Below are 18,525 nucleotides of genomic sequence, written 5' to 3' on the forward strand. Positions count from 1 at the left end.
TCATGGTTGAATATGTAAACGCCGATAAAAGCAATCTGATCGGCACGGATGCGCCCCGGCCGCAGGATAAAAATCCCAAGGGCATTGATCGTATTATTGCCATTGCCTCCGGCAAGGGCGGGGTTGGCAAGTCCACGGTGTCGTCGAACCTGGCGGTCGCGCTGGCCTCGAAAGGCCTCAAGGTGGGTCTGCTGGATGCCGACGTCTACGGCCCCAGCCAGCCCCGTATGATGGGGGTTTCCGGGCGACCGTCCAGCCCCGACGGACACACCATCCTGCCCCTGCGCAATCACGGCGTCACCCTGATGTCGCTGGGGCTGATGGCCCCGGATGGTGAAGCCATTGTCTGGCGCGGGCCCATGCTGATGGGGGCGCTTGAGCAGATGATGAATCAGGTCGACTGGGGCCGGCTGGATGTGTTGCTGGTGGATTTGCCCCCGGGCACCGGTGACGTTCAGATGACCTTGAGCCAGAAGTTTTTTGTGGCCGGTGCCATTGTGGTGTCCACACCCCAGGATATTGCGCTGATGGACGCCCGCAAGGGCATTGATATGTTCAACCGGATGGACGTTCCGTTGATGGGGATTATTGAAAACATGGCGTCGTTTGTTTGCGACGGCTGCGGCAAGCAACACCACCCGTTCGGTTCCGGCGGTGCCAAAGCCGAGGCCGAAAAACTGGGTGCCCCCTTCCTGGGTGAGATTCCACTGGACCTGGATATCCGTGTCGGTTCCGACGGTGGTGTTCCGATTGTGGTGTCAAAGCCGGACAGCCCCCAGTCCCGGTCTTTCCAGCGCATTGCTGATGAAATCGTTGCCTCTGACGCCTACGCCCGGGCCATCCTATGATGCAGTCACCGCAATTTCCGCCGCTGCTGACGGGCGAAGTGGTGCCTAGAAACACGGACCCGTTCAGCAAGGCCGTCAGCCAGGCCATTGCCGGGGTTGATTCCGGTACCATTTTCTACTCTGAGGCTGGAGACACCTTGCGGGCGGCCCTGGTGCTGGCACCGGAAACGCCCTTGGAAGAGGCGATTCTGGCGGTTTATGTGGCGCAGATTGGGCTGGCCGAGAGTCTCGGTGCACTGGCACCACCCGAGGTGCCCGTGCATTTCCAATGGCCTGATCGTATCAAGGTGAATGGCGCAGTCTGCGGCGGCGTTCGTTATGCTGCAGATGTGTCAGACCCCAAGGCGACGCCCAACTGGCTGGTTATTGGTATTGATATTCCCTTTATACCGGAGAGCGACGAGCCGGGAACCAACCCGAATCAGACCTGCCTGCTCGATGAAGGTTGCGGCGAGATAGAACCCATGGCGCTTCTGGAAAGCTGGTCCAAGCACACGCTGCTGTGGCTGACTTATTTTCTGGACAGCGGATTCCAGCGCGTGCACAACGAATGGCGGCCACGCTGTGACACCTTGGGCAAAATGCTCGACTACCCCAGGCCGGGCGTGTTTGTGGGGCTGGACGAAAAAGGCAGAATGCTGTTGCGCCAGGATGTGATGACCGAAACCGTTAGCCTGATCGAATTCGCAGAGCACCTATGAAGGAGCACCTATGAAACTGGCTCGTACCCTGCGACTGGATATATCCGACGAGAACGTATACAACCTGCCGGCACCCAGCGGCGAGTGGGCCATTTCCGGGGGTTTCGAGTTTTCCAACTGGACCGAAGCAAGCCTGAAAGGCAAGGCCCGCCAAGCCTTCACCAACGGTTGGTACAGCATAGAATCCGGCGGCCGCGCCAGTTTTGTGGGCGTCTGCCAGATCACCGACGCCGAACTGGAACAGCTGCGCAAGACACTGGCGCAGACCTTTGTCGAGCATTACGGCGCGCCGGATATGGACGCCGCCTACCCCGTCGCCAGCGAAGAAATCGACCAGATGCGCACCATGTGCGAAGACTTTGACGAGAACACGCTGCTGATGGTCAGCCGCACGCTGAGTGATCTTGGGGTCGAGGAAACCTACCGCTCCCGGGCCCCGCAGGATGCCTCGCTGGAAGCGTTTGCCGTCCATGGCCACGTTGAATAACGTTGCCCGCAGGAATCAGAGGCCGAAACTGGCGTAGGGAATAAACCGCACCGGAGTGCCCGGCTCAATCTGCCGGGCACTTTCATCCAGCTCCACCAGACCCTCGGACCAGGCCAGACCGGTCACCCGCCCCGAGCCTTCGGAGCCGAAGACGTCCACCTTTCCATCACGAACCCGCGCCCGCAACATTTCGCTGCGCCCGGGTTTCTTGTTCTTGGTGAAGTTGGCGGGCACATCATAGCTCTGGGGTTCGAACCATTTGGCCCCGGCTAACAGCGCCATGGCCGGCGCGCCAAAACGCAGGGCGCAGACCCAGGCGGCTACGGGGTTGCCCGGCAGGCCCACGACAGGGGTTCCATGAAACATGGCCAGCGCCAGAGGGCGGCCCGGTTTGATGGCGATACGCCAGTTGCTGATGTCCCCATGGGCTTTCAGGGTTTTCGAGACATGATCTTCGTCGCCGGCAGACACACCGCCGCTGGTCAGGACCAGGTCGCATTGTTCCGCACCGCGCTCCAGCGCTGCCTTGACGTCTTCTGCCCGGTCCAGCGCATGGCCGAGGTCCACCAGTTCATAGTCAAGCTGTGTCACCAGGGCACTGAGCATCGGGCGGTTGGCGTCGTAGATCTGCCAGTCGGTGACGGCAGAGCCGACGGGTTTCACTTCATCGCCGGTTGATAGCACGCCAACTCGTAGCCGCTGGTAAACATCCACCGATGCCACACCCACACTGGCGAGAACCGAAATCTGGGTGGGGGTCAGGCGAGTGGACGCTGTCAGGATTCGATCCTGCGCCTGAATATCCTCACCGGCTTGCCGCGCGTTGGCCCCCGCTTTCAGGGTGCCGTTCAGGTGCAGTTGACCGTCGATGAGGTCACAGTCTTCTTCCAGGACCACTGTATCCGTTCCTGCGGGAATCACCGCGCCGGTCAGAATGCGGATGGCATGGCCGGCTGGCACCTGCCCGACGTAAGGCTCCCCGGCGGCACTGCGGCCATCAACCAGCGGCAGGGTGCAGGGTACGTCAGTCACCGGCCCGGCGAACGCGTAGCCGTCCACTGCCGAATTGCTGCTTGGAGGATGGGCGCGGGGGGCGTAGACATCACGCGCCAGTATCCGGCCATTGGCCTGTGATAAGGGCACGCCCTGGTCCACGCCCACCACCGGATGCAATCGTGACCGCAACCGTTCCAGGGCTTCGTCCACCGGCGTCCAGTTCACGCCGGGGGGCAGGGCAAAGCAGTCGTTGCGAAGCGCCTTCATGATTCGCCTACCAGGAATTCTTCCGGGCTGAGCACAAAGTCAGCTATCCCGGAGACATCGTTCAGGGTAAAAACAGGGCCCGGGAAATCCGCATCGTAGTCAGCCACTACCGCAACGATGCTGGCGTCGTTGGGAAATAACGGTGCTCGCTCGCAAGCCTGCCGGTGCACTTCGATCTTGGGGTGTGAGTGGGCTTTGAAGCCCTCGACCACTACCCAGTCGCAGGGACCCAGCCGGGCCAGTAACTCATCGAGCGCTGGCTCTTCTTCGCTGCGCAGTTCGTGCATGATGGCGAACCGTTGCCCACCCGCCAGAATAACCTCGCGGGCACCGGCTTCACGGTGTTTGAAACTGTCCGTATCAGGCTGGTCGACATCCACCCCATGATGGGCGTGTTTGACGGAATTGACGGTCAGGCCACGGCCGGACAGTTCGCGAATCAGGGCGCTGGCCAGGGTGGTTTTGCCACAGTTTTTCCAGCCGACTATTCCGATTACGTTCATCGTAAATGCTGCTCCGCCCAGGCCAGGTCTTCCGGGGTGTTGATGTTGAAAAAGTCGTCCGGGCCGAATACCACCAGTGACTCGCCTTTGGCCTGGGTCCATTGGCGAATCTTGCGCACGCCGTCGTTCAGGGCGGCTCTCAAATCGTCCCGCAAAGCGACCTGCCAGCGGCCAAAGGTCGGCTGCGGCAGTCGGCCCCGTTCCGGATCGGGTGTGGCCGCCAGCACGACCGGGGTATCGCCCTCGGCCAGTCGCGCGGCCAGATCCAGGGGAAAGGACGGGGTATCGGCTGCCACACTGATCAGCCATTCATGCCCCTGTTCCGCCGCCCAGTCCATGCCCGCGAGCACGCCTGCCAGCGGGCCGGGAAAACCGGCGACCGAATCTGCGACTACGGGCAGACCCAGATCGTCAAAACGGCTCAGGTCGCCGTTGGCGTTCAGTACGATAGAGTCAACCTGCGGCGAAATCCGCTCGATCACCCGATGAATCAACGACTGATCACCCAGCATCAACCGGCCTTTGTCACCACCGCCCATCCGGTTCGCCTGGCCGCCGGCCAGAATCACGGCGCATTCAGTCATGCTGGGCTCCTTTGCGACGCATTTTCTTGTCGTCATCCGGAATCTGCGACAGGTCCTGATCGTACACCAGGCGGTGCTGGCCGCTCAGGCAGGTGAATTTCTTGCCCCGCATCCGCCCGATGAGAGTCAGCCCCACCTGTTGTGCGATATCGACCCCCCAGGCGGTGAAGCCGGACCGGCTGATCAGGGTGGGAATGCCCATCAGCGCGGTTTTGATGACCATTTCGGAAGTCAGGCGGCCGGTGGTGTAAAGCACTTTGTCGGCCGCCGAAACCTCGTTCAGGCGCATCCAGCCCGCGATTTTGTCCACCGCATTGTGGCGCCCGACGTCCTCCATATAGGCCAGAACCTCAAGCCCCTGGCACAGGGCCGTGCCGTGAATGGCACCGGTTTCCATGTACAGGCTGGGGGTGTGGTTAATCTGGTACGACAGATCATAAAAAGTGCTGGTGTGCACCGGGGTGTCTGGCAGCTGCAGCCCATCCAGCCCGGCCATCATGTCGCCGAACACGGTTCCCACGGCGCAGCCGGAGGTGCGGGTTTTTTTCTCCAGTTTGTCCTCGACGTTGGTTGTTCCGGCCGTGCGGACCACCACCACTTCCAGCTCTTCGTCGAAATCAATGCCGGTGACCTGGTCGGCCTTGCCCAGCATGCCCTGGTTCAGCAGGAAGCCGAGCGCCAGGTATTCCGGGTGGTCGCCGATGGTCATGGCGGTGACAATCTCCTGACTGTTCAGGTAGATGGTCAGGGGGCGCTCTTCGATGACGCTGATCGCCTTCGATTGGCCGTTTTCATCCACGCCCTCGACCGTGCGTGACAGCCTGGGGTCGGTCGGGTTGGGTAGCAGAGTGTTAATCATTATTCTGACTCAGCCGTGCCTGTTCCGCCTGGTTGGCGTTGGGAAAAAACAGCTGCTGGCCTTTTACCCGGTAGGCGGCAATCGCAGCCTGCCCGGTTTCAGACAACAACCATTGCGTAAAGGTTTCTGCGGCTTTGTGATTGGTGCTGGGGCACTTGTCCGCATTTACGGGAATGATGCCGTATTGGTTGAAGAGTGCGGGCTTGCCCTCGAATAAAATAGCACTGTCCTGTTTGTTGGCAAAGGCAATCCAGGTGGCCCTGTCGGTCAGCACGTAGGCACCAAGGCCCACGCCGGTGTTAAGGGTTGATCCCATGCCGCTGCCAGTTTCAAGATACCATTGACCGGATCCGGGTTCAGGGTCGATATCTGCCGCCTGCCACAATGAGCGTTCTGTTTTGTGGGTGCCGGAATCATCGCCCCGTGAGGCAAATTTCGCGCCCGCTTGCCGGATGCGCTGCAGGGCTTCAATGGCATCAGGGGCGTCTGCAATCTTTGCCGGATCGGCTTTCGGCCCGATAATAATAAAGTCGTTGTACATCAGGTCCTGACGGTATTTACCATAGCCTTCGGCCACAAAGATTTCTTCGTCCGATTTGGCATGAACCAGTAGCACATCACCATCGCAGCGCATGGTATTTTTAATGGCTTGCCCGGTGCCCACCGCGACGACGTTGACCTGAACACCGGTTTCTTTCTTCAGGATCGGAAACAGGTAGTCATACAGGCCACTGTTCTGGGTGGATGTGGTCGACTGAACAATAATGGTGTCGGCAATCAGGTGAGTACTGAATGTAAGCGTAACCAGAACGATGAGGTACTTCATAGCCGTACTCTTTTTTATAGGTTCTTAGTTTTTATAGATTTTTAGATCGATTCGGCCACCTTGCCTGCAGGAAATCCCTTAATTGCCCCTACTCAAACCTTACAACAGGATTTCGCCGGCCAGATAGGCCTTGGCGGCCGGGGTTCCGGGAGCAGAAAAAAACCGGTTCGCCGGACTCTGCTCGGCGACCTGCCCACCTGACATAAATACGACATCGTCGGCCAGCCGTCGAGCCTGACTTTGGTCGTGGCTGACCAGAATGATTTTGGTGCCGCTGGCGCTCTGGGATTTGACCAGGGATTCAATCAACAGTACCGATGCCGGGTCAAGACTGGCGGTTGCCTCGTCCAATAGCAGAAGATCGGGCTTGGTTAGCAAGGCACGCGCCAGTGCAAGTCTTTGTTGTTCTCCCCCTGATAACATACGCGCCGGTTGGTCCGCCCGATCAGCCAGGTGCACGGACGCCAGCGCGTCAATTAATTGTTGTGGCCTTGATTTGGCAAGCTCAGGGGCTGCAAAAGCCAGATTTTGGAGGGCCGTCCGGCGCAGCAATACCGGATGCTGGAACACCATGGCTTGCCGGTCGCGGCTGCCAGTTACCCCCTGATCAGCCAATGTGATTTGCCCCCGATCCGGTTTGATCAGCCCGTGCAAACAGCGAAGCAGCAAGGTTTTGCCCGCGCCATTGGGACCCATGATCACGGTGATTCCGGGGTCGTCAATGATCAGGCTGACACTCGCCAGCACGGCTCGATCACCTTTGGTCAGGTGCAGGTTGCTGATTTTTATGGGCAGAAGTGAACTAGGCATATTGGCGCTTCGCAGCGTATTCACGGACGGCGATCACCAGTGCATTAACCAGCAAGGAAAGCGCGAGCAGTACTGCGCCCAGGGCTAAAGCAAGGGTCAGGTTGCCCTTGGACGTTTCCAGCGCGATGGCGGTGGTCATCACGCGGGTGAGGTGGTCAATGTTGCCGCCGACGATGATCACGGCACCGACCTCGGCGATGGCCCGGCCAAAGCCTGCCAGGATGCAGGTGGTCAGCGCATAGCGAGCGTCGACCAGATAGGCCACGATTGCACGGCGTCCGGTGATGCCCATTGAATAGAAGGTATCGTGGTATTCCTGATGGAGGTTCTCGATGACCTGATTGGAAAGCGCCGCAATAATCGGCGTGATCAACACCACCTGGGCGATGATCATCGCCGTGGGCGTATACAGCAGGCCCATCCAGCCTAGTGGGCCGGACCGCGACAGCAGCAGATACACCAGCAAACCGACAACCACCGGCGGCATGCCCATCAGGGCATTCAGCACAAGAATGCAGAACTTACGGCCCGGAAACCGGGTGATCGCCAGCCAGGTCCCCAGCGGTAAGCTGATGACTGCGGCAATCGCCAGTGCGATCAGGCTGACGCGCATGGACAGCCAGAGAATTTCGAATAGATCTGCGTCAAGCGTAATAATCAGTCGGAATGCTTCGGCCAAAGCGCTCATTGTTGTTAGTGCGGTCCTGCGATAGTGAAGCGGAGATTGAACGCTGTTTGCCGCAGATTCGCAAGGGCTGGGCGTGGAGTCAAGCCGGCGCGCGCTCGGCCGGATGAAGTGATACCCTTGTGGGCCACTATCCAATGCCTGAATCAAGTCTGAATGCCGACACTTGGCAGGCCACCCTCAATCCGGAGTTTGAACCGTTTCCATGAGAGTTATTATCCGTTATTTTTTCCGCACCCTGCGCCTCGTTCTGACACCCTTCATGTTGCTCAGCGAGAAGCTCAGCACGCCTAAAAGCGTGCCCCGCACCACTGAAGAACAGGCCCTCGCCGACGAGGCCAGCAAACATCTCGCTCTTTACCAGTTCAGCGCCTGCCCGTTCTGCATCAAGGTGCGGAAGGAAATCGCTCGACTTGGCCTGAACATCGAAACCCGCGATGCCCAGCATGACTCGCAGCACCGTGCGGCGCTGGAGGCCGGTGGCGGCCACATCAAAGTGCCTTGCCTGAGGATTCCTCAGGATGATGGCAGTGAGCGCTGGCTGTACGAGTCCGCCGAGATCAAGGCATGGCTGCAGGAACGATTCGAGCCGGCATAGTGACGAGCCGAATCCTGAAAAGTAACAATGGGAGAGCAGCTCGTGGACAGTCGCCCGGTACGAGTAGAGAAAAATGGTCAGGTTTGCACGATTATTCTTGACCGACCCGACAAGAAAAATGCCGTTGACCAACAAACCGCCGAGGCATTGCGTGAGGCGTTTGAACGATTTGAAGCCGACGATCAGATGAGGGTTGCGGTACTTTGGGGAGCAAACGGCACCTTCTGTGCCGGTGCCGACCTCAGCGCGATGAGTGACCCGGAAACTCGTAATGTGGTCGACCCCGAAGGCCACGGACCCGGCCCCATGGGACCGACCCGGATGATGTTGAGCAAACCGGTCATCGCGGCGGTGTCCGGCTATGCCGTCGCGGGTGGGCTGGAGCTGTCATTGCTTTGCGATATGCGGGTCGTCGAGGAGTCTGCTGTGTTCGGGGTGTTCTGTCGCCGTTGGGGCGTGCCTCTGGTGGATGGAGGCACCGTTCGTCTGCCACGAGTTGTCGGGCAGTCTCGCGCTCTGGACATGATCCTCACTGGGCGCCCCGTGTACGCACAGGAAGCCTTGCAGATCGGCCTTGCCAATCGGGTGGTGGCGGATGGATCTTCCCGGGGTGCTGCCGAAGAGCTTGCCTCCAGGATTGCCGGATTTCCCCAGCAGTGCATGAAGGCGGATCGAGCATCCGCTTATCGACAATGGGACCTCCCACTGACTGACGCGCTTCAGAACGAAGGGAAGCGGGGCTACCCCATCGTCTACGAAGAAGCCATCGCTGGTGCAGACCGTTTCGCCAAAGGAGCCGGTCGACATGGCCAATTCGATAACTGAGGCGAGGCGATCGCATAGCATTGCTGCAGGACCATCCGGGCTTCGATAACACGGACGCTTCTTCTTTACGGCAGGTTATCTATGGGGTCTTGCCAATACCGATCGCGGTGATTCGTGCGGTTGGGAATACGGTTGTGATAGAAGCTGGGGAAGGCTTTTAAAAGTCATAACTCATTGATTATTAATCAATAATGGCCCGCCCGAGAGGATTCGAACCTCTGACCTCCGCCTCCGGAGGGCGGCGCTCTATCCAGCTGAGCTACGGGCGGAATGAAATCGAGCATGGGTGCGTCGATTTCGAGTGCGCAATCTTACGTGCGAAGGGGGTGCCTGTCCAGCCCCAGAGGCAGGTTGTTGTTCAGGTCGGGTACAGCGGCTCCGGGGTGATGTTCACCAGGGTTTGTTCGTTGCCTATGCTGATTTCACCGTCCTGGATGGAGCACTGCAGATTCATGCCGCGTTCGGCCATGCCGGCCAGGGCTTCGATCGGGGCCTGGGGCAGATTGATGATGGTCAGGTTGTCGAAACGGGTCAGTTTGTTGCGGCACTTGTCCCACCACAGTGGCACAGCGCGGCCGCCATAGGTATAAAGGATCACCTGCCGTGCGCGGTTGCAGGCTTTGCGTATCCGGCTTTCGTCCGGCAGTCCCAGCTCAATCCATAACTCAATGTTATCGCTCAGGGATTTCTGCCACAGCTCTGGTTCGTCATCGGTGCTCAGGCCCTTGGTGAATTCCAGGTTGTCGGAGGCATTGAGCACGAACGCCAGCAGGCGGATCATCATCCGCTCATCGGTTTCGGACGGGTGGCGGGCCAGGGTGAGCTGGTGGTCCGCGTAGTAGTGGTGGTCCATGTCCGCGATGTTTAGCGTGGCTTTAAAAATAGTGGCCTTAAGCGCCATGAGGCTTCCTGTATTCGTGTGGCTGGTCGGTATCGGGTCGTGCGACAGTTCAACAGTGTAATGCAATTCAGTGTACAGAGAGTAAATCGCCCATGGGAATGTTACGGGGTTTTCTGGTTTTATCGGCTTTTTTTGTGCTGGGAGAAATCCTGCGCTTGCTCCTTTCGCTGCCGATCAGTGGCGGTGTGCTCGGTATGATTCTGCTAACGGCGGTATTGATGCTGCGCGGCACCATCAGTGACAGTCTCGCGGCGGCCAGCCAGGGGCTGATCTCGGTGCTGGTGCTGTTGATCATGCCGGGAGTGGTGGGTGTGTTTTTCCTGGGCGACGCCTTCGCCGGGCAGTGGCTCGCAATCGGGCTGGCGTTGGTGGTCGGTACGTTCCTCAGTGTGCTGACCACATTATGGCTGATGAACCGGTTTGTTCAGCCGTCGGCGGGGGACCAGAACCGTGAATAATGTGCCGGTGCTGCAAACGCTACTGGAATCGCCTGCCAGCAGCCCGGTGCTGGCGATTGCGCTGACACTGGGGGCCTTTTTATCCGGCAGCTGGATTTTTCGCCGTATGGGATCGCCGATATGGGCACCCCCGGTGTTGTTGTCCGCCATGTTATTGAGCGTAACGCTGGCACTGCTGCCGATTGATGTTCGCGACTACCGCACCGGAGCCCAGTGGCTGACGGTCCTGTTGGGTCCGGCTACCGTCGCGTTGGGTGTACCGCTGTATCAGCAGATGCATCACATTCGCGCGTTGTGGCGGCCTATTTTGTGCACGTTACCGCTGGCGGCAACTCTGGCCGCTGTGTACGCGTTGGTGATTGCCGGTTTGTTGGGCGCAACGCCGGAAGTGCTGGCGTCGCTTGCGCCCAAATCGGTGACAGCCCCCATCGCCATTGGCATTACCGAGCAGCTAGGCGGGTCTGTGTCACTGATGATGGGCGGCCTGCTGATTACCGGTGTGGTCGCGACACTGTTCGTCGACTTGCTGGCCCGCTGGTTATCCGTCTCCGATGAGCGTGTGCTCGGGTTTGCGCTGGGGCTGAACGGCCACGCCATTGGCACTGCGCGGGCATTCGAGCTGGGCTCGACCGCCGGGGCCTTCGCCTCTCTTGGCATGGGGCTGACCGGGGTGTTTACGGCGTTGATGTTGCCGCTGGCCTTCCGCTGGATCGGTGCCTGAAACAGGTTGGCGTAAGGAAGTGTTATTTTTTGATCACAGGGCTTGCAATCGGGTATGCAAATAACAATAATTATCACTATCTTTCGATTTGCAGTGAGTGATCCTTATGTACGTGTGCCTTTGCCATGGCGTAACAGACCGCGAAATCCGTGAAGCTGCCGATAACGGCATCAGTTCCATGCGCCAGCTTGGCAAAGAACTTGGCGTGGGCACTCAATGTGGCCGCTGCGCCTGCACCGCTCGTGAAATACTGCGCGAGAGCCGCACGCCGGATTATCTGGCTATGGCAAACCTGCTGGCTCAGCCTGCCTGAGCCGGTTTTACTGCGTTCCATTCCCATTTGTGATTTTTTCTCTCCGAGTGAAGGGCTATCCTTGTGGGGTTAGCTTATCCACGCAAGGAGAACCGTCATGAAAGGCGACAAGAAAGTCATCCAGTTTCTGAACAAGGTGCTCGCCAACGAGCTCACCGCCATCAATCAGTATTTTCTCCATTCCCGCATGTACCGGGACTGGGGCATTACCAAACTGGCCGCCAAGGAATACGAAGAGTCCATTGATGAAATGAAACACGCCGATCAACTGATCGAACGCATTCTGTTTCTCGAGGGCCTGCCGAACCTTCAGGATCTCAACAAGCTGCTGATCGGCGAGAATGTTGAAGAGATGCTGGCCTGCGACCTGAAGCTTGAGCACACCGCTCACACCGACCTCAAAGAAGCCATTATTCACTGTGAGCAAGTCCAGGACTTCACCAGCCGTGAGCTGTTCCGCAGCATTCTGGACAGTGAGGAAGAGCACATCGATTGGCTGGAAACCCAGCTGGATATGGTGTCTAAGATGGGCATTCAGAATTACATTCAACTGCAATCAGCTGCTGCGGAGTAACCAACGACAATGGATCTGTCCTGCTTCAAGGCCTATGACCTGCGAGGTCGCGTACCGGATCAGCTGAACCCTGCACTGGCCGAGCGTATCGGGCGCGCCTACGTGGAAATCACCGGCGCGAAAAAAGTCATTGTCGGCTACGACATCCGCCTGTCTAGCCCGGAAATTACCGAAGCGTTGAGTTCCGGGCTGATGGCCGCCGGAGCCGACGTGCTCGATATCGGCCTGTGTGGCACCGAGCAGGTGTACTTTGCGACCAGCCACTATCAGATGGATGGTGGCATTATGGTGACCGCCAGCCACAACCCCCGCGACCACAACGGCATGAAAATGGTGGGCCCGGATTCCCGCCCGATCAGCTCAGACAACGGGCTGAACGACATCCGTGATCGGGTACTGGAGCCATTTGGCGATGCGCCGGTGCAGGGCCGTCACGAAGCGCTGGAAGTAATGAATGCCTATGTGGACCACCTTCTGGGTTACGTGAATGCCGCAACCCTCAAGCCCATGAAAATCGTCGTCAACGCCGGCAACGGCGGTGCCGGCCTGGTGATCGACCAACTGGAACAGCATCTGCCGTTTGAGTTCGTCAAAGTGCATCACCAGCCGGACGGGCACTTCCCGAATGGCGTGCCCAACCCCATCCTGGAAGAAAACCGCGCCGCAACCGCAGACGCGGTCAGAGCCAGTGGCGCGGCGATGGGCATTGCCTGGGATGGCGACTACGACCGCTGCTTCTTCTTCGACGAAAATGGCCGTTTCATCGAAGGCTATTACATCGTCGGCTTGCTGGCGGACCAGTTCCTGCGCAAAACCGGCGGCGGCAAAGTCATCCACGACCCGCGCCTGACCTGGAACACCCTGGACCTGGTCAAAGCCGCGGGCGGCGAAGCCATCGAAAGCAAAACCGGCCACGCCTTCATCAAACAACGCATGCGCGACGAAGACGCGGTCTACGGCGGCGAAATGAGCGCCCACCACTACTTCCGCGACTTCGCCTACTGCGACAGCGGCATGATCCCCTGGTTGCTGGTGGCCGAACGCCTGTGCCAGTCCGGCCATACCCTGTCCTCGTTGATCGACGCCCGCATCGAAGCCTACCCGGCCAGCGGCGAAATCAACCGCACCATCGCCGACCCCGCCAAAGTCATCGCCGCCATCGAAGCGGCCTACGGCGCAGGTGCCAAAAGCATCAGCTATGTAGACGGCCTGAGCGTGGAATTCGACGACTGGCGCTTCAACCTGCGGATGTCCAACACCGAACCGGTTGTCCGTCTGAACGTCGAGTCACGAGCGGACATCCCGTTGATGAAAGCGAAAACAGCGGAACTGCTAGCGGAAATGGACAGGTTGAATACCTGAGTTGGCAGAAGAGTCTGGGGCCGAGCGGAACGGCATCCTTCTCTGAAACTGTGCGGAGCCATGGATGGCGGAGCCCAAGCGTACATGGACGTATTCACAGCGTGTTTCAGAGAAGGATGCCGTTTCGCTCGGTCTTGTAAAAAAAACTTACAGCCAGTCATTCAGCATAATGCCGATACCCACCCGCTGAATCCTCTCATTGTAATCGACCAGGCTCTCCCCATACCCGTTGTAGTACTGAAAGAACCCCCTGAGGGTATCTCCCATCGGAAAGCTGTAGCCAAATTCCACCGACGTCTTGTTATCCTCCGACCGCAGATTGTTACGCAGATTCAGCGAAAACGTCCGGTCCTCGCTCAGCTTGTAGACCGCAAGATAATCCGCATGGCCCAGATACCGCTCGATGTCGGGGTTGTCATCCTTGCTGTCGCCCTCAGGCAGCCGATACCAAGGCTGCACCATAAACAACCAGCGGTCGTAGCTGTAGCCTGCGGATGCCTTGATGCGGTTCCAGCTTCTGGAGCGTGGTTCTGATTGGCCGTTGGACTGGTGGGTAAAACCCAGGGTGACACCACTTAGCGTACCAGGGCCAATGTCGTAGTCTGCCTGGTACCGCAAAAAAAGCTCTGGTTCGTAGTTGGTCTCCCGGAATGGCGCGGAATCGTCCGTATTATAGACCTGCCAGAACGATTTCTGGGTGTAGCCAAACCACATGGTTGTTCGATCATCGAGCATGCCAGTCAGCAGCGGCACCTTGAAGCTGATCTGGTACTTCGCCTCTTCATTATCCACCGAGTGATCGTATTGGTCGGCTCCCAGCCTTGGGCTGGTGGGTGTGTTGTTGGGGGTGTCCACCCAGGTGACAGGCAGAATGTAGGTAGGTTGGTGACCAACGAAACTGCCGGAAAAAGAAAAGATGGCTTTTTCCGCAGCAGTGTAGCGCTGAACCATTGCCGCCATCACGCCCGTGTCTTCATCCTCAGAGTCCTCCGCGATCTCTTCAACCAGCTTCTCATCCTCGGATGCTGTCTTCAGAGCTTCATATTCCAGTGTGTCGGTCGCGTCCTCTGCCTCGCGGGTGTCGCTCTCGTCCGCGCGCTCCCGGGCTTCGCGCGGGTCATTGATGCTGTCATAGCAGGCCAGTCGCTGAATGCCATCTTCGATCAGCGCGCAGTCCTCCAGAATCAGTTCCTCTGCCACCTTCAGAGCCCCGTCATCTGACTGGCTGTAACCCACAGAAGGAATCAGACAGGCCGCGATAAGCGCGAGTTCAGGCGGCATCAGGCGCAGGGGCTTTGCGCGGAATGTTTCCATGTTCGATGATCCTTGTTACGCGGTGAAGCTGGCCCAGGTGTTAACGATTCCGTACAGCCATACGCCGATCAGAGTTGCGGCGAGCAGTGAAAAAATAATTTTATGGCGGGTTTTCTCACCGGTGTGTGCGGCGGCGACCCAGCGCAGGTACATCAACCCAATGAAACTGCAAAACACGGCGAGGCTGGCTAACGCGGGAATAAGCAGCCAGACTGGGTTGACCGGATCGCCGGATCCAGCGTTCGCAGAAAAATACCCCATGGATATCAGCAATATGGCAAGTGAGCCAAATTCCAGTATCAATAACGGTTTGCGAAGGGAGTGGCGGGTGTTGTCGGATGAGGGCATAGATTTTAAGTCCGGAACAGGTTGGTACTCATGGTACCTGTAAAGTTGATTCAAGGTTTAGAGGTTTACGAAACGGCAATAAAAACGGTTGAAAACAACCGATGATTTTGCTCATTGGTTTTTTTGCCTGCCCGCAGTCGCTATAATGCGTCCACTGATTATTATAACGCCCAGATACGAGGTGCAATGTGAAGATGAAGAGAGTCCTGGCTGCTGTATTGCTTGGCTTCGGCCTGACAGCGGGTGCCGTCACGGCAAGTGTTGAAGACGAAATTCGAGCACGCATTGCGCCGGTGGGCGAAGTCTGTGTTCAGGGTGAGGATTGTGGCTCCGAAGCGGCTCCTGTGGCGAGCGCTAGTTCTGAGCCTCGTGGTGGTAGCGAAGTATATGATGCAGCGTGCGCCGCATGTCATAACACCGGCGCTGCTGGCGCACCCAAGCTGGGTGACGCTGACGCCTGGGGTGACCGGCCCGATAAAGGCCTGGAAACATTGGTGGATCATGCCATTAATGGTTTCAATGCCATGCCGGCCAAAGGTGGTTGCAGCAACTGCTCTGATGAAGAAATTGAAGTGGCCGTAGAGTACATGCTGACAGAGCTCGAGTGATCAGTTTGTTGAACAGCCATTGAAACAAAAAACCCCGCCAGATGGCGGGGTTTTTTGTTAGTACCAAAACGCTATTCTGAGGATTGTGCCACTATTGGCCGCCAAGCTAGCTGACCGGTAATAGCAGAAACCGCCCGTTCGCCCTGTTTGACCGGAATGCGCCATTGGGCAGTTTTACCCGCATGGCCTCCTTCCGGCATGGACAAACGGGGGTCTACCCAGCCGAAATTGCCTGAGCCGGATACCTGCACCCAGCGCTCTTCGCCTTTGTCCCGGTAACTCTTGCTTTGCGGCAGATACTGCCAGTAGCGGCTCTTCGGGCTGGCGTCCACCCGGTTGTCCGTGAAGCGCAGGAACGGCTGGTTGTCGCTGTCATAAACGATCACCGGCTCTTTACCGTGATAACGGACCATCAGGGCCGGTTGCGGTGCGTCCATAACCATGGCGCTCATCGCTCTGACGCCACCTTCATGGACCAAGGTAGCGCGGGCGATACCCTCCGGGGCGTTTTCGGCTCCCGGGGGCTGATGGGCCATCCCTGGCCCCGACATGGTTAACAGTGCACCAAAAATGACCGCAGCCAGCCCCACCAAGGGCGTCGGTTTTTGTTCCATTCCGTTCATGACTGCTCCCGGATCTGTCCCAGCAGGGTGCCGGAATTATGACTGACGTCGGCTGTCTGCGTGTCGGCGCTGCATTCCATCGCTTCGTTTGTCTGCACGTTGATCGGCACGGAAACCGACGGCACACGGCCCTCTTCGGTGTTCTTGCTGGCGAATAGCATGTACTGGCCGGCAGGTACTACACTGCTGGTTTCCGGCATTTTCAGGCGCAGGTTGCGGCCTTCACGGCTCTGCACCGGCAGTTCGATTGCGCGCTGATCCCCGTCAATCAGGTGAGTCATGACCGTGCGACGCATCAGCAGAACCTTGTCGATATCAGCGGTCTGATCCACCCGGATGGTGAATTCATCACCCGGCATGAGAGTTTCCGGCGCGGAGAGAATCTCCGGACGGTCGTTACGCAGGGCGTAAGGCGGACTATAGATCTCGAAGCTGGGGTCGCGGCCATCATTCGGGGACAAACCGAAATCTTCAAGGTTGATGTGGGAGAGGTAGGCGGTGTTGATCGGCGCGTGCCCGCCGACAAGTACCCGGCCATCGGGAAGCAGAATGGCGGTGTTGTGATAGGTCCGTGGGCGTTTGCCCAAGGCCATTTCAGTCCAGGTGCCGGTTTCTGGCTCAAACTTCTCCGCGGTCATGATCGGACCTTCCAATCCGGGCGAGGCCACGCCATCGCGGGTGCCACCGCTGAATACCATGACGGTGCCGTCGGGCAGGACCACATTGGTGCCGTACCAGCGTGGCTGATTCAGCGATCCGGTCAGGCGGGACTCATAGTCAATGTCATTACCGTTAGTACGGACGGTATCAATCCGGCTTTGATCGGTCGGCAGATAACCTCCCGGGTTGGTGAGGAGGGCATAACTGGGTACGCCACCGGCGGTGAGAAACTCCGCGTCAGTGTAGTCGCCGTTTTCGTTGGGCTTCAATGGCAGCATGGTGGACGAGGCGGAACCGCGCATGCCGCCGCCGATGGCGGTTTTCAGGGTTTCCTCATCAACATTCAGCTCGCTGGCGGTGGTCTGCAGGTCCGCACCTGACTCAAGCAAGTCTCCTAGCAGCGAAGAGCTCTGCTCCTCTGTGAGATTGGTGATGTTAAGAGTGCTGCTCAGTTCACCCAAGCCTGCCTCGTCCAGCCGCAGCGGCAGGCCAGCGTAGCCGATATCGGTCCAGCTCTGTTCTGCCGGGTTGAATGTGGCCACTATGTTCCATAGTGCCTGGTCATAGCCCTGGCCGAACGGGTTGAAAGCCTGACCGCCCGCGTTGTAAAGCACATGACCATTAGGCAGCAGGTGCATGCGCGGATAAAGCGGCAGCGAACGGTCTGCAGTAGACGGATTTTGAGTCCAGGTACCGTTGCACGGGTCGTAGGTTTCGGTCTGCACCACGTTACGACCGGAATTCACCGGATCTTCCGGGTAGACCGGCTTGAGCAGCTTGGTTACGCCACTGGCGACAAAGATCTTGCTGCCCGGTAGCGTAACCAGCGACGGGTACCAACGGCCGAAATTCATGTCGCCGCTCTGACTCCAGGTGTTGGTTTCGGCGTTAAAGATACGGGAGTTCCGGATACCCTCCAGCTCCACAATGCCGCCCTCGGTGTAATAGTCGGTGCCGCCGACAGCCATGATACTGCCATCCGCCAGGCCTACGACGTCTGAACAAAAGAGCGCACCGTCGTTCTTGTTGGTGTCATCCGCCGTATCAAGCTCACCATCCAGAAGGGTGTCGTCAAAAATGGTTTCACTGTCATTGCCATCAGGATTGGCACCGGCACGGAGCGGATCTGGCTTGAGCCATGCGGGTTGGTCATTGTTGTCCAGAGACAGCACCCGGGTCTGGTCATTAACTGACACTTCACCGAATTCCGCGACTATGGAAATCTCCACATTTTCGGTGCCTTCCAGTGCATTCATGTAGAGGATGCGGCCGTCGTTAAGTAGTGCCACGGTACCTGCCGAAGGTTTGCACTCTTGCAGCCCCTCGGCATTGGTTACGCATTTCTCGTCGGTTTCAACGGTCTCGCCATCCACAATAATAGTGGGCTCGGCAAAGGGATCGCTGAACACGCCAGTGGGCGAGTAGTTGTCCTGGAAGGTTGGCTCGGCCTCCGCTTGATCCCCGGCAATTGCCGACTCCTGCTGGCTTGACGGTTCGGAGGAGGCGTCATCTTCCGACGGGCCGCCGCAAGCGGACAGGGCCAGGGTGCCCATGGCCAGAACCATGTGGCGGTAAAGAAGGGTCTTGTTCCAGTTCATTCTGTGCTCCTCGGTATTGTTTTTATCAGTAAAGGGAGATGAGGCATTTGTAGCCT

Annotated in this window: 23 protein-coding genes and 1 tRNA gene; 11 read left to right on the top strand and 13 right to left on the bottom strand. The window is 58.3% G+C overall.

The window, feature by feature from the left end; all coding sequences use genetic code 11:
* Positions 1 to 2: 2 nt before the first annotated feature.
* Genes WD429_RS08870 through WD429_RS08880 form a run of 3 tightly spaced genes read left to right on the top strand, consistent with a single transcriptional unit; the run spans position 3 to position 2,036 of the window.
* Complete coding sequence (locus WD429_RS08870; RefSeq protein WP_368421815.1) at positions 3 to 848, top strand: Mrp/NBP35 family ATP-binding protein; 846 nt, start codon at positions 3 to 5, stop codon at positions 846 to 848.
* Positions 845 to 1,549 (top strand): biotin/lipoate--protein ligase family protein, encoded by a 705-nt coding sequence (locus tag WD429_RS08875; RefSeq protein ID WP_368421816.1) that lies wholly within the window; start codon positions 845 to 847, stop codon positions 1,547 to 1,549. Before WD429_RS08870 ends, WD429_RS08875 begins: the two co-directional genes overlap by 4 nt.
* Before the next feature lie 10 nt (positions 1,550 to 1,559).
* Entirely contained in the window at positions 1,560 to 2,036 is a 477-nt protein-coding gene (locus WD429_RS08880) for a DUF6505 family protein (RefSeq protein ID WP_368421817.1), read from the top strand.
* A gap of 15 nt (positions 2,037 to 2,051) precedes the next feature.
* Here WD429_RS08880 and WD429_RS08885 read toward each other — a convergent pair whose 3' ends face one another.
* From WD429_RS08885 to WD429_RS08915, 7 genes are all read right to left on the bottom strand, one after another.
* Positions 2,052 to 3,299: a molybdopterin-binding protein gene (locus tag WD429_RS08885; protein ID WP_368421818.1), complete on the bottom strand. Its 1,248-nt coding sequence runs from the start codon at positions 3,297 to 3,299 to the stop codon at positions 2,052 to 2,054.
* Positions 3,296 to 3,802, bottom strand: a complete 507-nt coding sequence (gene mobB, locus WD429_RS08890) for a molybdopterin-guanine dinucleotide biosynthesis protein B (protein ID WP_368421819.1) — start codon at positions 3,800 to 3,802, stop codon at positions 3,296 to 3,298. The genes WD429_RS08885 and mobB overlap by 4 nt, the downstream gene beginning before the upstream one ends.
* Entirely contained in the window at positions 3,799 to 4,386 is a 588-nt protein-coding gene (gene mobA, locus WD429_RS08895) for a molybdenum cofactor guanylyltransferase MobA (RefSeq protein ID WP_368421820.1), read from the bottom strand. The genes mobB and mobA overlap by 4 nt, the downstream gene beginning before the upstream one ends.
* Positions 4,379 to 5,245 carry a formate dehydrogenase accessory sulfurtransferase FdhD gene (gene fdhD, locus WD429_RS08900; protein ID WP_368421821.1) on the bottom strand — a complete coding sequence of 289 codons (867 nt, stop codon included), beginning with the start codon at positions 5,243 to 5,245 and terminating at the stop codon, positions 4,379 to 4,381. The genes mobA and fdhD overlap by 8 nt, the downstream gene beginning before the upstream one ends.
* Entirely contained in the window at positions 5,238 to 6,071 is an 834-nt protein-coding gene (locus WD429_RS08905; RefSeq protein ID WP_368421822.1) for a substrate-binding domain-containing protein, read from the bottom strand. The genes fdhD and WD429_RS08905 overlap by 8 nt, the downstream gene beginning before the upstream one ends.
* Positions 6,072 to 6,170: 99 nt before the next feature.
* Positions 6,171 to 6,881, bottom strand: a complete 711-nt coding sequence (locus WD429_RS08910) for an ATP-binding cassette domain-containing protein (RefSeq protein ID WP_368421823.1) — start codon at positions 6,879 to 6,881, stop codon at positions 6,171 to 6,173.
* Entirely contained in the window at positions 6,874 to 7,569 is a 696-nt protein-coding gene (locus WD429_RS08915) for an ABC transporter permease (RefSeq protein ID WP_368421824.1), read from the bottom strand. The genes WD429_RS08910 and WD429_RS08915 overlap by 8 nt, the downstream gene beginning before the upstream one ends.
* Positions 7,570 to 7,771: 202 nt before the next feature.
* Between WD429_RS08915 and WD429_RS08920 the strand changes: the two genes are divergently transcribed.
* Complete coding sequence (locus tag WD429_RS08920; protein WP_368421825.1) at positions 7,772 to 8,164, top strand: glutathione S-transferase N-terminal domain-containing protein; 393 nt, start codon at positions 7,772 to 7,774, stop codon at positions 8,162 to 8,164.
* A 42-nt stretch (positions 8,165 to 8,206) separates the two neighbouring features.
* Complete coding sequence (locus WD429_RS08925; protein ID WP_368421826.1) at positions 8,207 to 8,989, top strand: crotonase/enoyl-CoA hydratase family protein; 783 nt, start codon at positions 8,207 to 8,209, stop codon at positions 8,987 to 8,989.
* 192 nt (positions 8,990 to 9,181) lie between these two features.
* On the opposite strand, the gene WD429_RS08930 is transcribed toward WD429_RS08925, so the two are convergent.
* Together WD429_RS08930 and WD429_RS08935 are read right to left on the bottom strand one after the other, a co-directional pair.
* Positions 9,182 to 9,258, bottom strand: a tRNA-Arg gene (locus WD429_RS08930).
* An 89-nt stretch (positions 9,259 to 9,347) separates the two neighbouring features.
* A complete protein-coding gene (locus WD429_RS08935) occupies positions 9,348 to 9,890 on the bottom strand; it encodes a YaeQ family protein (protein ID WP_368421827.1) in 543 nt (180 codons plus the stop codon).
* 92 nt (positions 9,891 to 9,982) lie between these two features.
* On the opposite strand from WD429_RS08935, the gene WD429_RS08940 reads away from it, so the two are divergent.
* From WD429_RS08940 to WD429_RS08960, 5 genes are all read left to right on the top strand, one after another.
* Positions 9,983 to 10,348, top strand: a complete 366-nt coding sequence (locus tag WD429_RS08940) for a CidA/LrgA family protein (RefSeq protein WP_368421828.1) — start codon at positions 9,983 to 9,985, stop codon at positions 10,346 to 10,348.
* The gene (locus WD429_RS08945) at positions 10,341 to 11,069 is read left to right on the top strand and encodes an LrgB family protein (RefSeq protein ID WP_368421829.1); all 729 of its coding nucleotides are present in this window, start codon (positions 10,341 to 10,343) and stop codon (positions 11,067 to 11,069) included. The genes WD429_RS08940 and WD429_RS08945 overlap by 8 nt, the downstream gene beginning before the upstream one ends.
* 106 nt (positions 11,070 to 11,175) lie before the next feature.
* The gene (locus tag WD429_RS08950; protein WP_317238060.1) at positions 11,176 to 11,382 is read left to right on the top strand and encodes a bacterioferritin-associated ferredoxin; all 207 of its coding nucleotides are present in this window, start codon (positions 11,176 to 11,178) and stop codon (positions 11,380 to 11,382) included.
* A gap of 97 nt (positions 11,383 to 11,479) precedes the next feature.
* Positions 11,480 to 11,956 (top strand): bacterioferritin, encoded by a 477-nt coding sequence (gene bfr, locus WD429_RS08955; protein WP_368421830.1) that lies wholly within the window; start codon positions 11,480 to 11,482, stop codon positions 11,954 to 11,956.
* Positions 11,957 to 11,965: 9 nt separating this feature from the next.
* Positions 11,966 to 13,318, top strand: a complete 1,353-nt coding sequence (locus WD429_RS08960) for a phosphomannomutase (protein WP_368421831.1) — start codon at positions 11,966 to 11,968, stop codon at positions 13,316 to 13,318.
* A 147-nt stretch (positions 13,319 to 13,465) separates the two neighbouring features.
* Here the strand turns inward: WD429_RS08960 and WD429_RS08965 are convergent, their stop codons facing one another.
* Both WD429_RS08965 and WD429_RS08970 read right to left on the bottom strand, forming a co-directional pair.
* Positions 13,466 to 14,632, bottom strand: a complete 1,167-nt coding sequence (locus WD429_RS08965) for a phospholipase A (protein WP_368421832.1) — start codon at positions 14,630 to 14,632, stop codon at positions 13,466 to 13,468.
* 15 nt (positions 14,633 to 14,647) lie between these two features.
* Positions 14,648 to 14,980, bottom strand: a complete 333-nt coding sequence (locus WD429_RS08970) for a hypothetical protein (protein WP_368421833.1) — start codon at positions 14,978 to 14,980, stop codon at positions 14,648 to 14,650.
* 194 nt (positions 14,981 to 15,174) lie between these two features.
* Between WD429_RS08970 and WD429_RS08975 the strand changes: the two genes are divergently transcribed.
* Positions 15,175 to 15,588, top strand: coding sequence for a cytochrome c5 family protein (locus tag WD429_RS08975; protein WP_368421834.1), 414 nt, complete (start codon positions 15,175 to 15,177; stop codon positions 15,586 to 15,588).
* A 71-nt stretch (positions 15,589 to 15,659) separates the two neighbouring features.
* Here WD429_RS08975 and WD429_RS08980 read toward each other — a convergent pair whose 3' ends face one another.
* Positions 15,660 to 16,211, bottom strand: coding sequence for a hypothetical protein (locus WD429_RS08980; protein WP_368421835.1), 552 nt, complete (start codon positions 16,209 to 16,211; stop codon positions 15,660 to 15,662).
* Positions 16,208 to 18,469: a galactose oxidase-like domain-containing protein gene (locus WD429_RS08985; RefSeq protein WP_368421836.1), complete on the bottom strand. Its 2,262-nt coding sequence runs from the start codon at positions 18,467 to 18,469 to the stop codon at positions 16,208 to 16,210. Before WD429_RS08985 ends, WD429_RS08980 begins: the two co-directional genes overlap by 4 nt.
* Between the last annotated feature and the right edge of the window lie 56 nt (positions 18,470 to 18,525).

This window comes from Marinobacter sp., from assembly GCF_040904845.1.
Lineage (GTDB): Bacteria > Pseudomonadota > Gammaproteobacteria > Pseudomonadales > Oleiphilaceae > Marinobacter.

What these genes read in the sequence shown, in the direction of transcription:
- WD429_RS08935 (WP_368421827.1), bottom strand. Translation starts at nt 9,890, where the DNA reads ATGGCGCTTAAGGCCACTATTTTTAAAGCCACGCTAAACATCGCGGAC.
- WD429_RS08970 (WP_368421833.1), bottom strand. Translation starts at nt 14,980, where the DNA reads ATGCCCTCATCCGACAACACCCGCCACTCCCTTCGCAAACCGTTATTG.
- WD429_RS08980 (WP_368421835.1), bottom strand. Translation starts at nt 16,211, where the DNA reads ATGAACGGAATGGAACAAAAACCGACGCCCTTGGTGGGGCTGGCTGCG.
- WD429_RS08910 (WP_368421823.1), bottom strand. Translation starts at nt 6,881, where the DNA reads ATGCCTAGTTCACTTCTGCCCATAAAAATCAGCAACCTGCACCTGACC.
- WD429_RS08960 (WP_368421831.1), top strand. Translation starts at nt 11,966, where the DNA reads ATGGATCTGTCCTGCTTCAAGGCCTATGACCTGCGAGGTCGCGTACCG.
- WD429_RS08905 (WP_368421822.1), bottom strand. Translation starts at nt 6,071, where the DNA reads ATGAAGTACCTCATCGTTCTGGTTACGCTTACATTCAGTACTCACCTG.
- WD429_RS08870 (WP_368421815.1), top strand. Translation starts at nt 3, where the DNA reads ATGGTTGAATATGTAAACGCCGATAAAAGCAATCTGATCGGCACGGAT.
- WD429_RS08915 (WP_368421824.1), bottom strand. Translation starts at nt 7,569, where the DNA reads ATGAGCGCTTTGGCCGAAGCATTCCGACTGATTATTACGCTTGACGCA.
- fdhD (WP_368421821.1), bottom strand. Translation starts at nt 5,245, where the DNA reads ATGATTAACACTCTGCTACCCAACCCGACCGACCCCAGGCTGTCACGC.
- WD429_RS08880 (WP_368421817.1), top strand. Translation starts at nt 1,560, where the DNA reads ATGAAACTGGCTCGTACCCTGCGACTGGATATATCCGACGAGAACGTA.
- mobB (WP_368421819.1), bottom strand. Translation starts at nt 3,802, where the DNA reads ATGAACGTAATCGGAATAGTCGGCTGGAAAAACTGTGGCAAAACCACC.
- WD429_RS08975 (WP_368421834.1), top strand. Translation starts at nt 15,175, where the DNA reads ATGAAGAGAGTCCTGGCTGCTGTATTGCTTGGCTTCGGCCTGACAGCG.
- WD429_RS08875 (WP_368421816.1), top strand. Translation starts at nt 845, where the DNA reads ATGATGCAGTCACCGCAATTTCCGCCGCTGCTGACGGGCGAAGTGGTG.
- mobA (WP_368421820.1), bottom strand. Translation starts at nt 4,386, where the DNA reads ATGACTGAATGCGCCGTGATTCTGGCCGGCGGCCAGGCGAACCGGATG.
- WD429_RS08985 (WP_368421836.1), bottom strand. Translation starts at nt 18,469, where the DNA reads ATGAACTGGAACAAGACCCTTCTTTACCGCCACATGGTTCTGGCCATG.
- WD429_RS08920 (WP_368421825.1), top strand. Translation starts at nt 7,772, where the DNA reads ATGAGAGTTATTATCCGTTATTTTTTCCGCACCCTGCGCCTCGTTCTG.
- WD429_RS08885 (WP_368421818.1), bottom strand. Translation starts at nt 3,299, where the DNA reads ATGAAGGCGCTTCGCAACGACTGCTTTGCCCTGCCCCCCGGCGTGAAC.
- bfr (WP_368421830.1), top strand. Translation starts at nt 11,480, where the DNA reads ATGAAAGGCGACAAGAAAGTCATCCAGTTTCTGAACAAGGTGCTCGCC.
- WD429_RS08940 (WP_368421828.1), top strand. Translation starts at nt 9,983, where the DNA reads ATGGGAATGTTACGGGGTTTTCTGGTTTTATCGGCTTTTTTTGTGCTG.
- WD429_RS08950 (WP_317238060.1), top strand. Translation starts at nt 11,176, where the DNA reads ATGTACGTGTGCCTTTGCCATGGCGTAACAGACCGCGAAATCCGTGAA.
- WD429_RS08965 (WP_368421832.1), bottom strand. Translation starts at nt 14,632, where the DNA reads ATGGAAACATTCCGCGCAAAGCCCCTGCGCCTGATGCCGCCTGAACTC.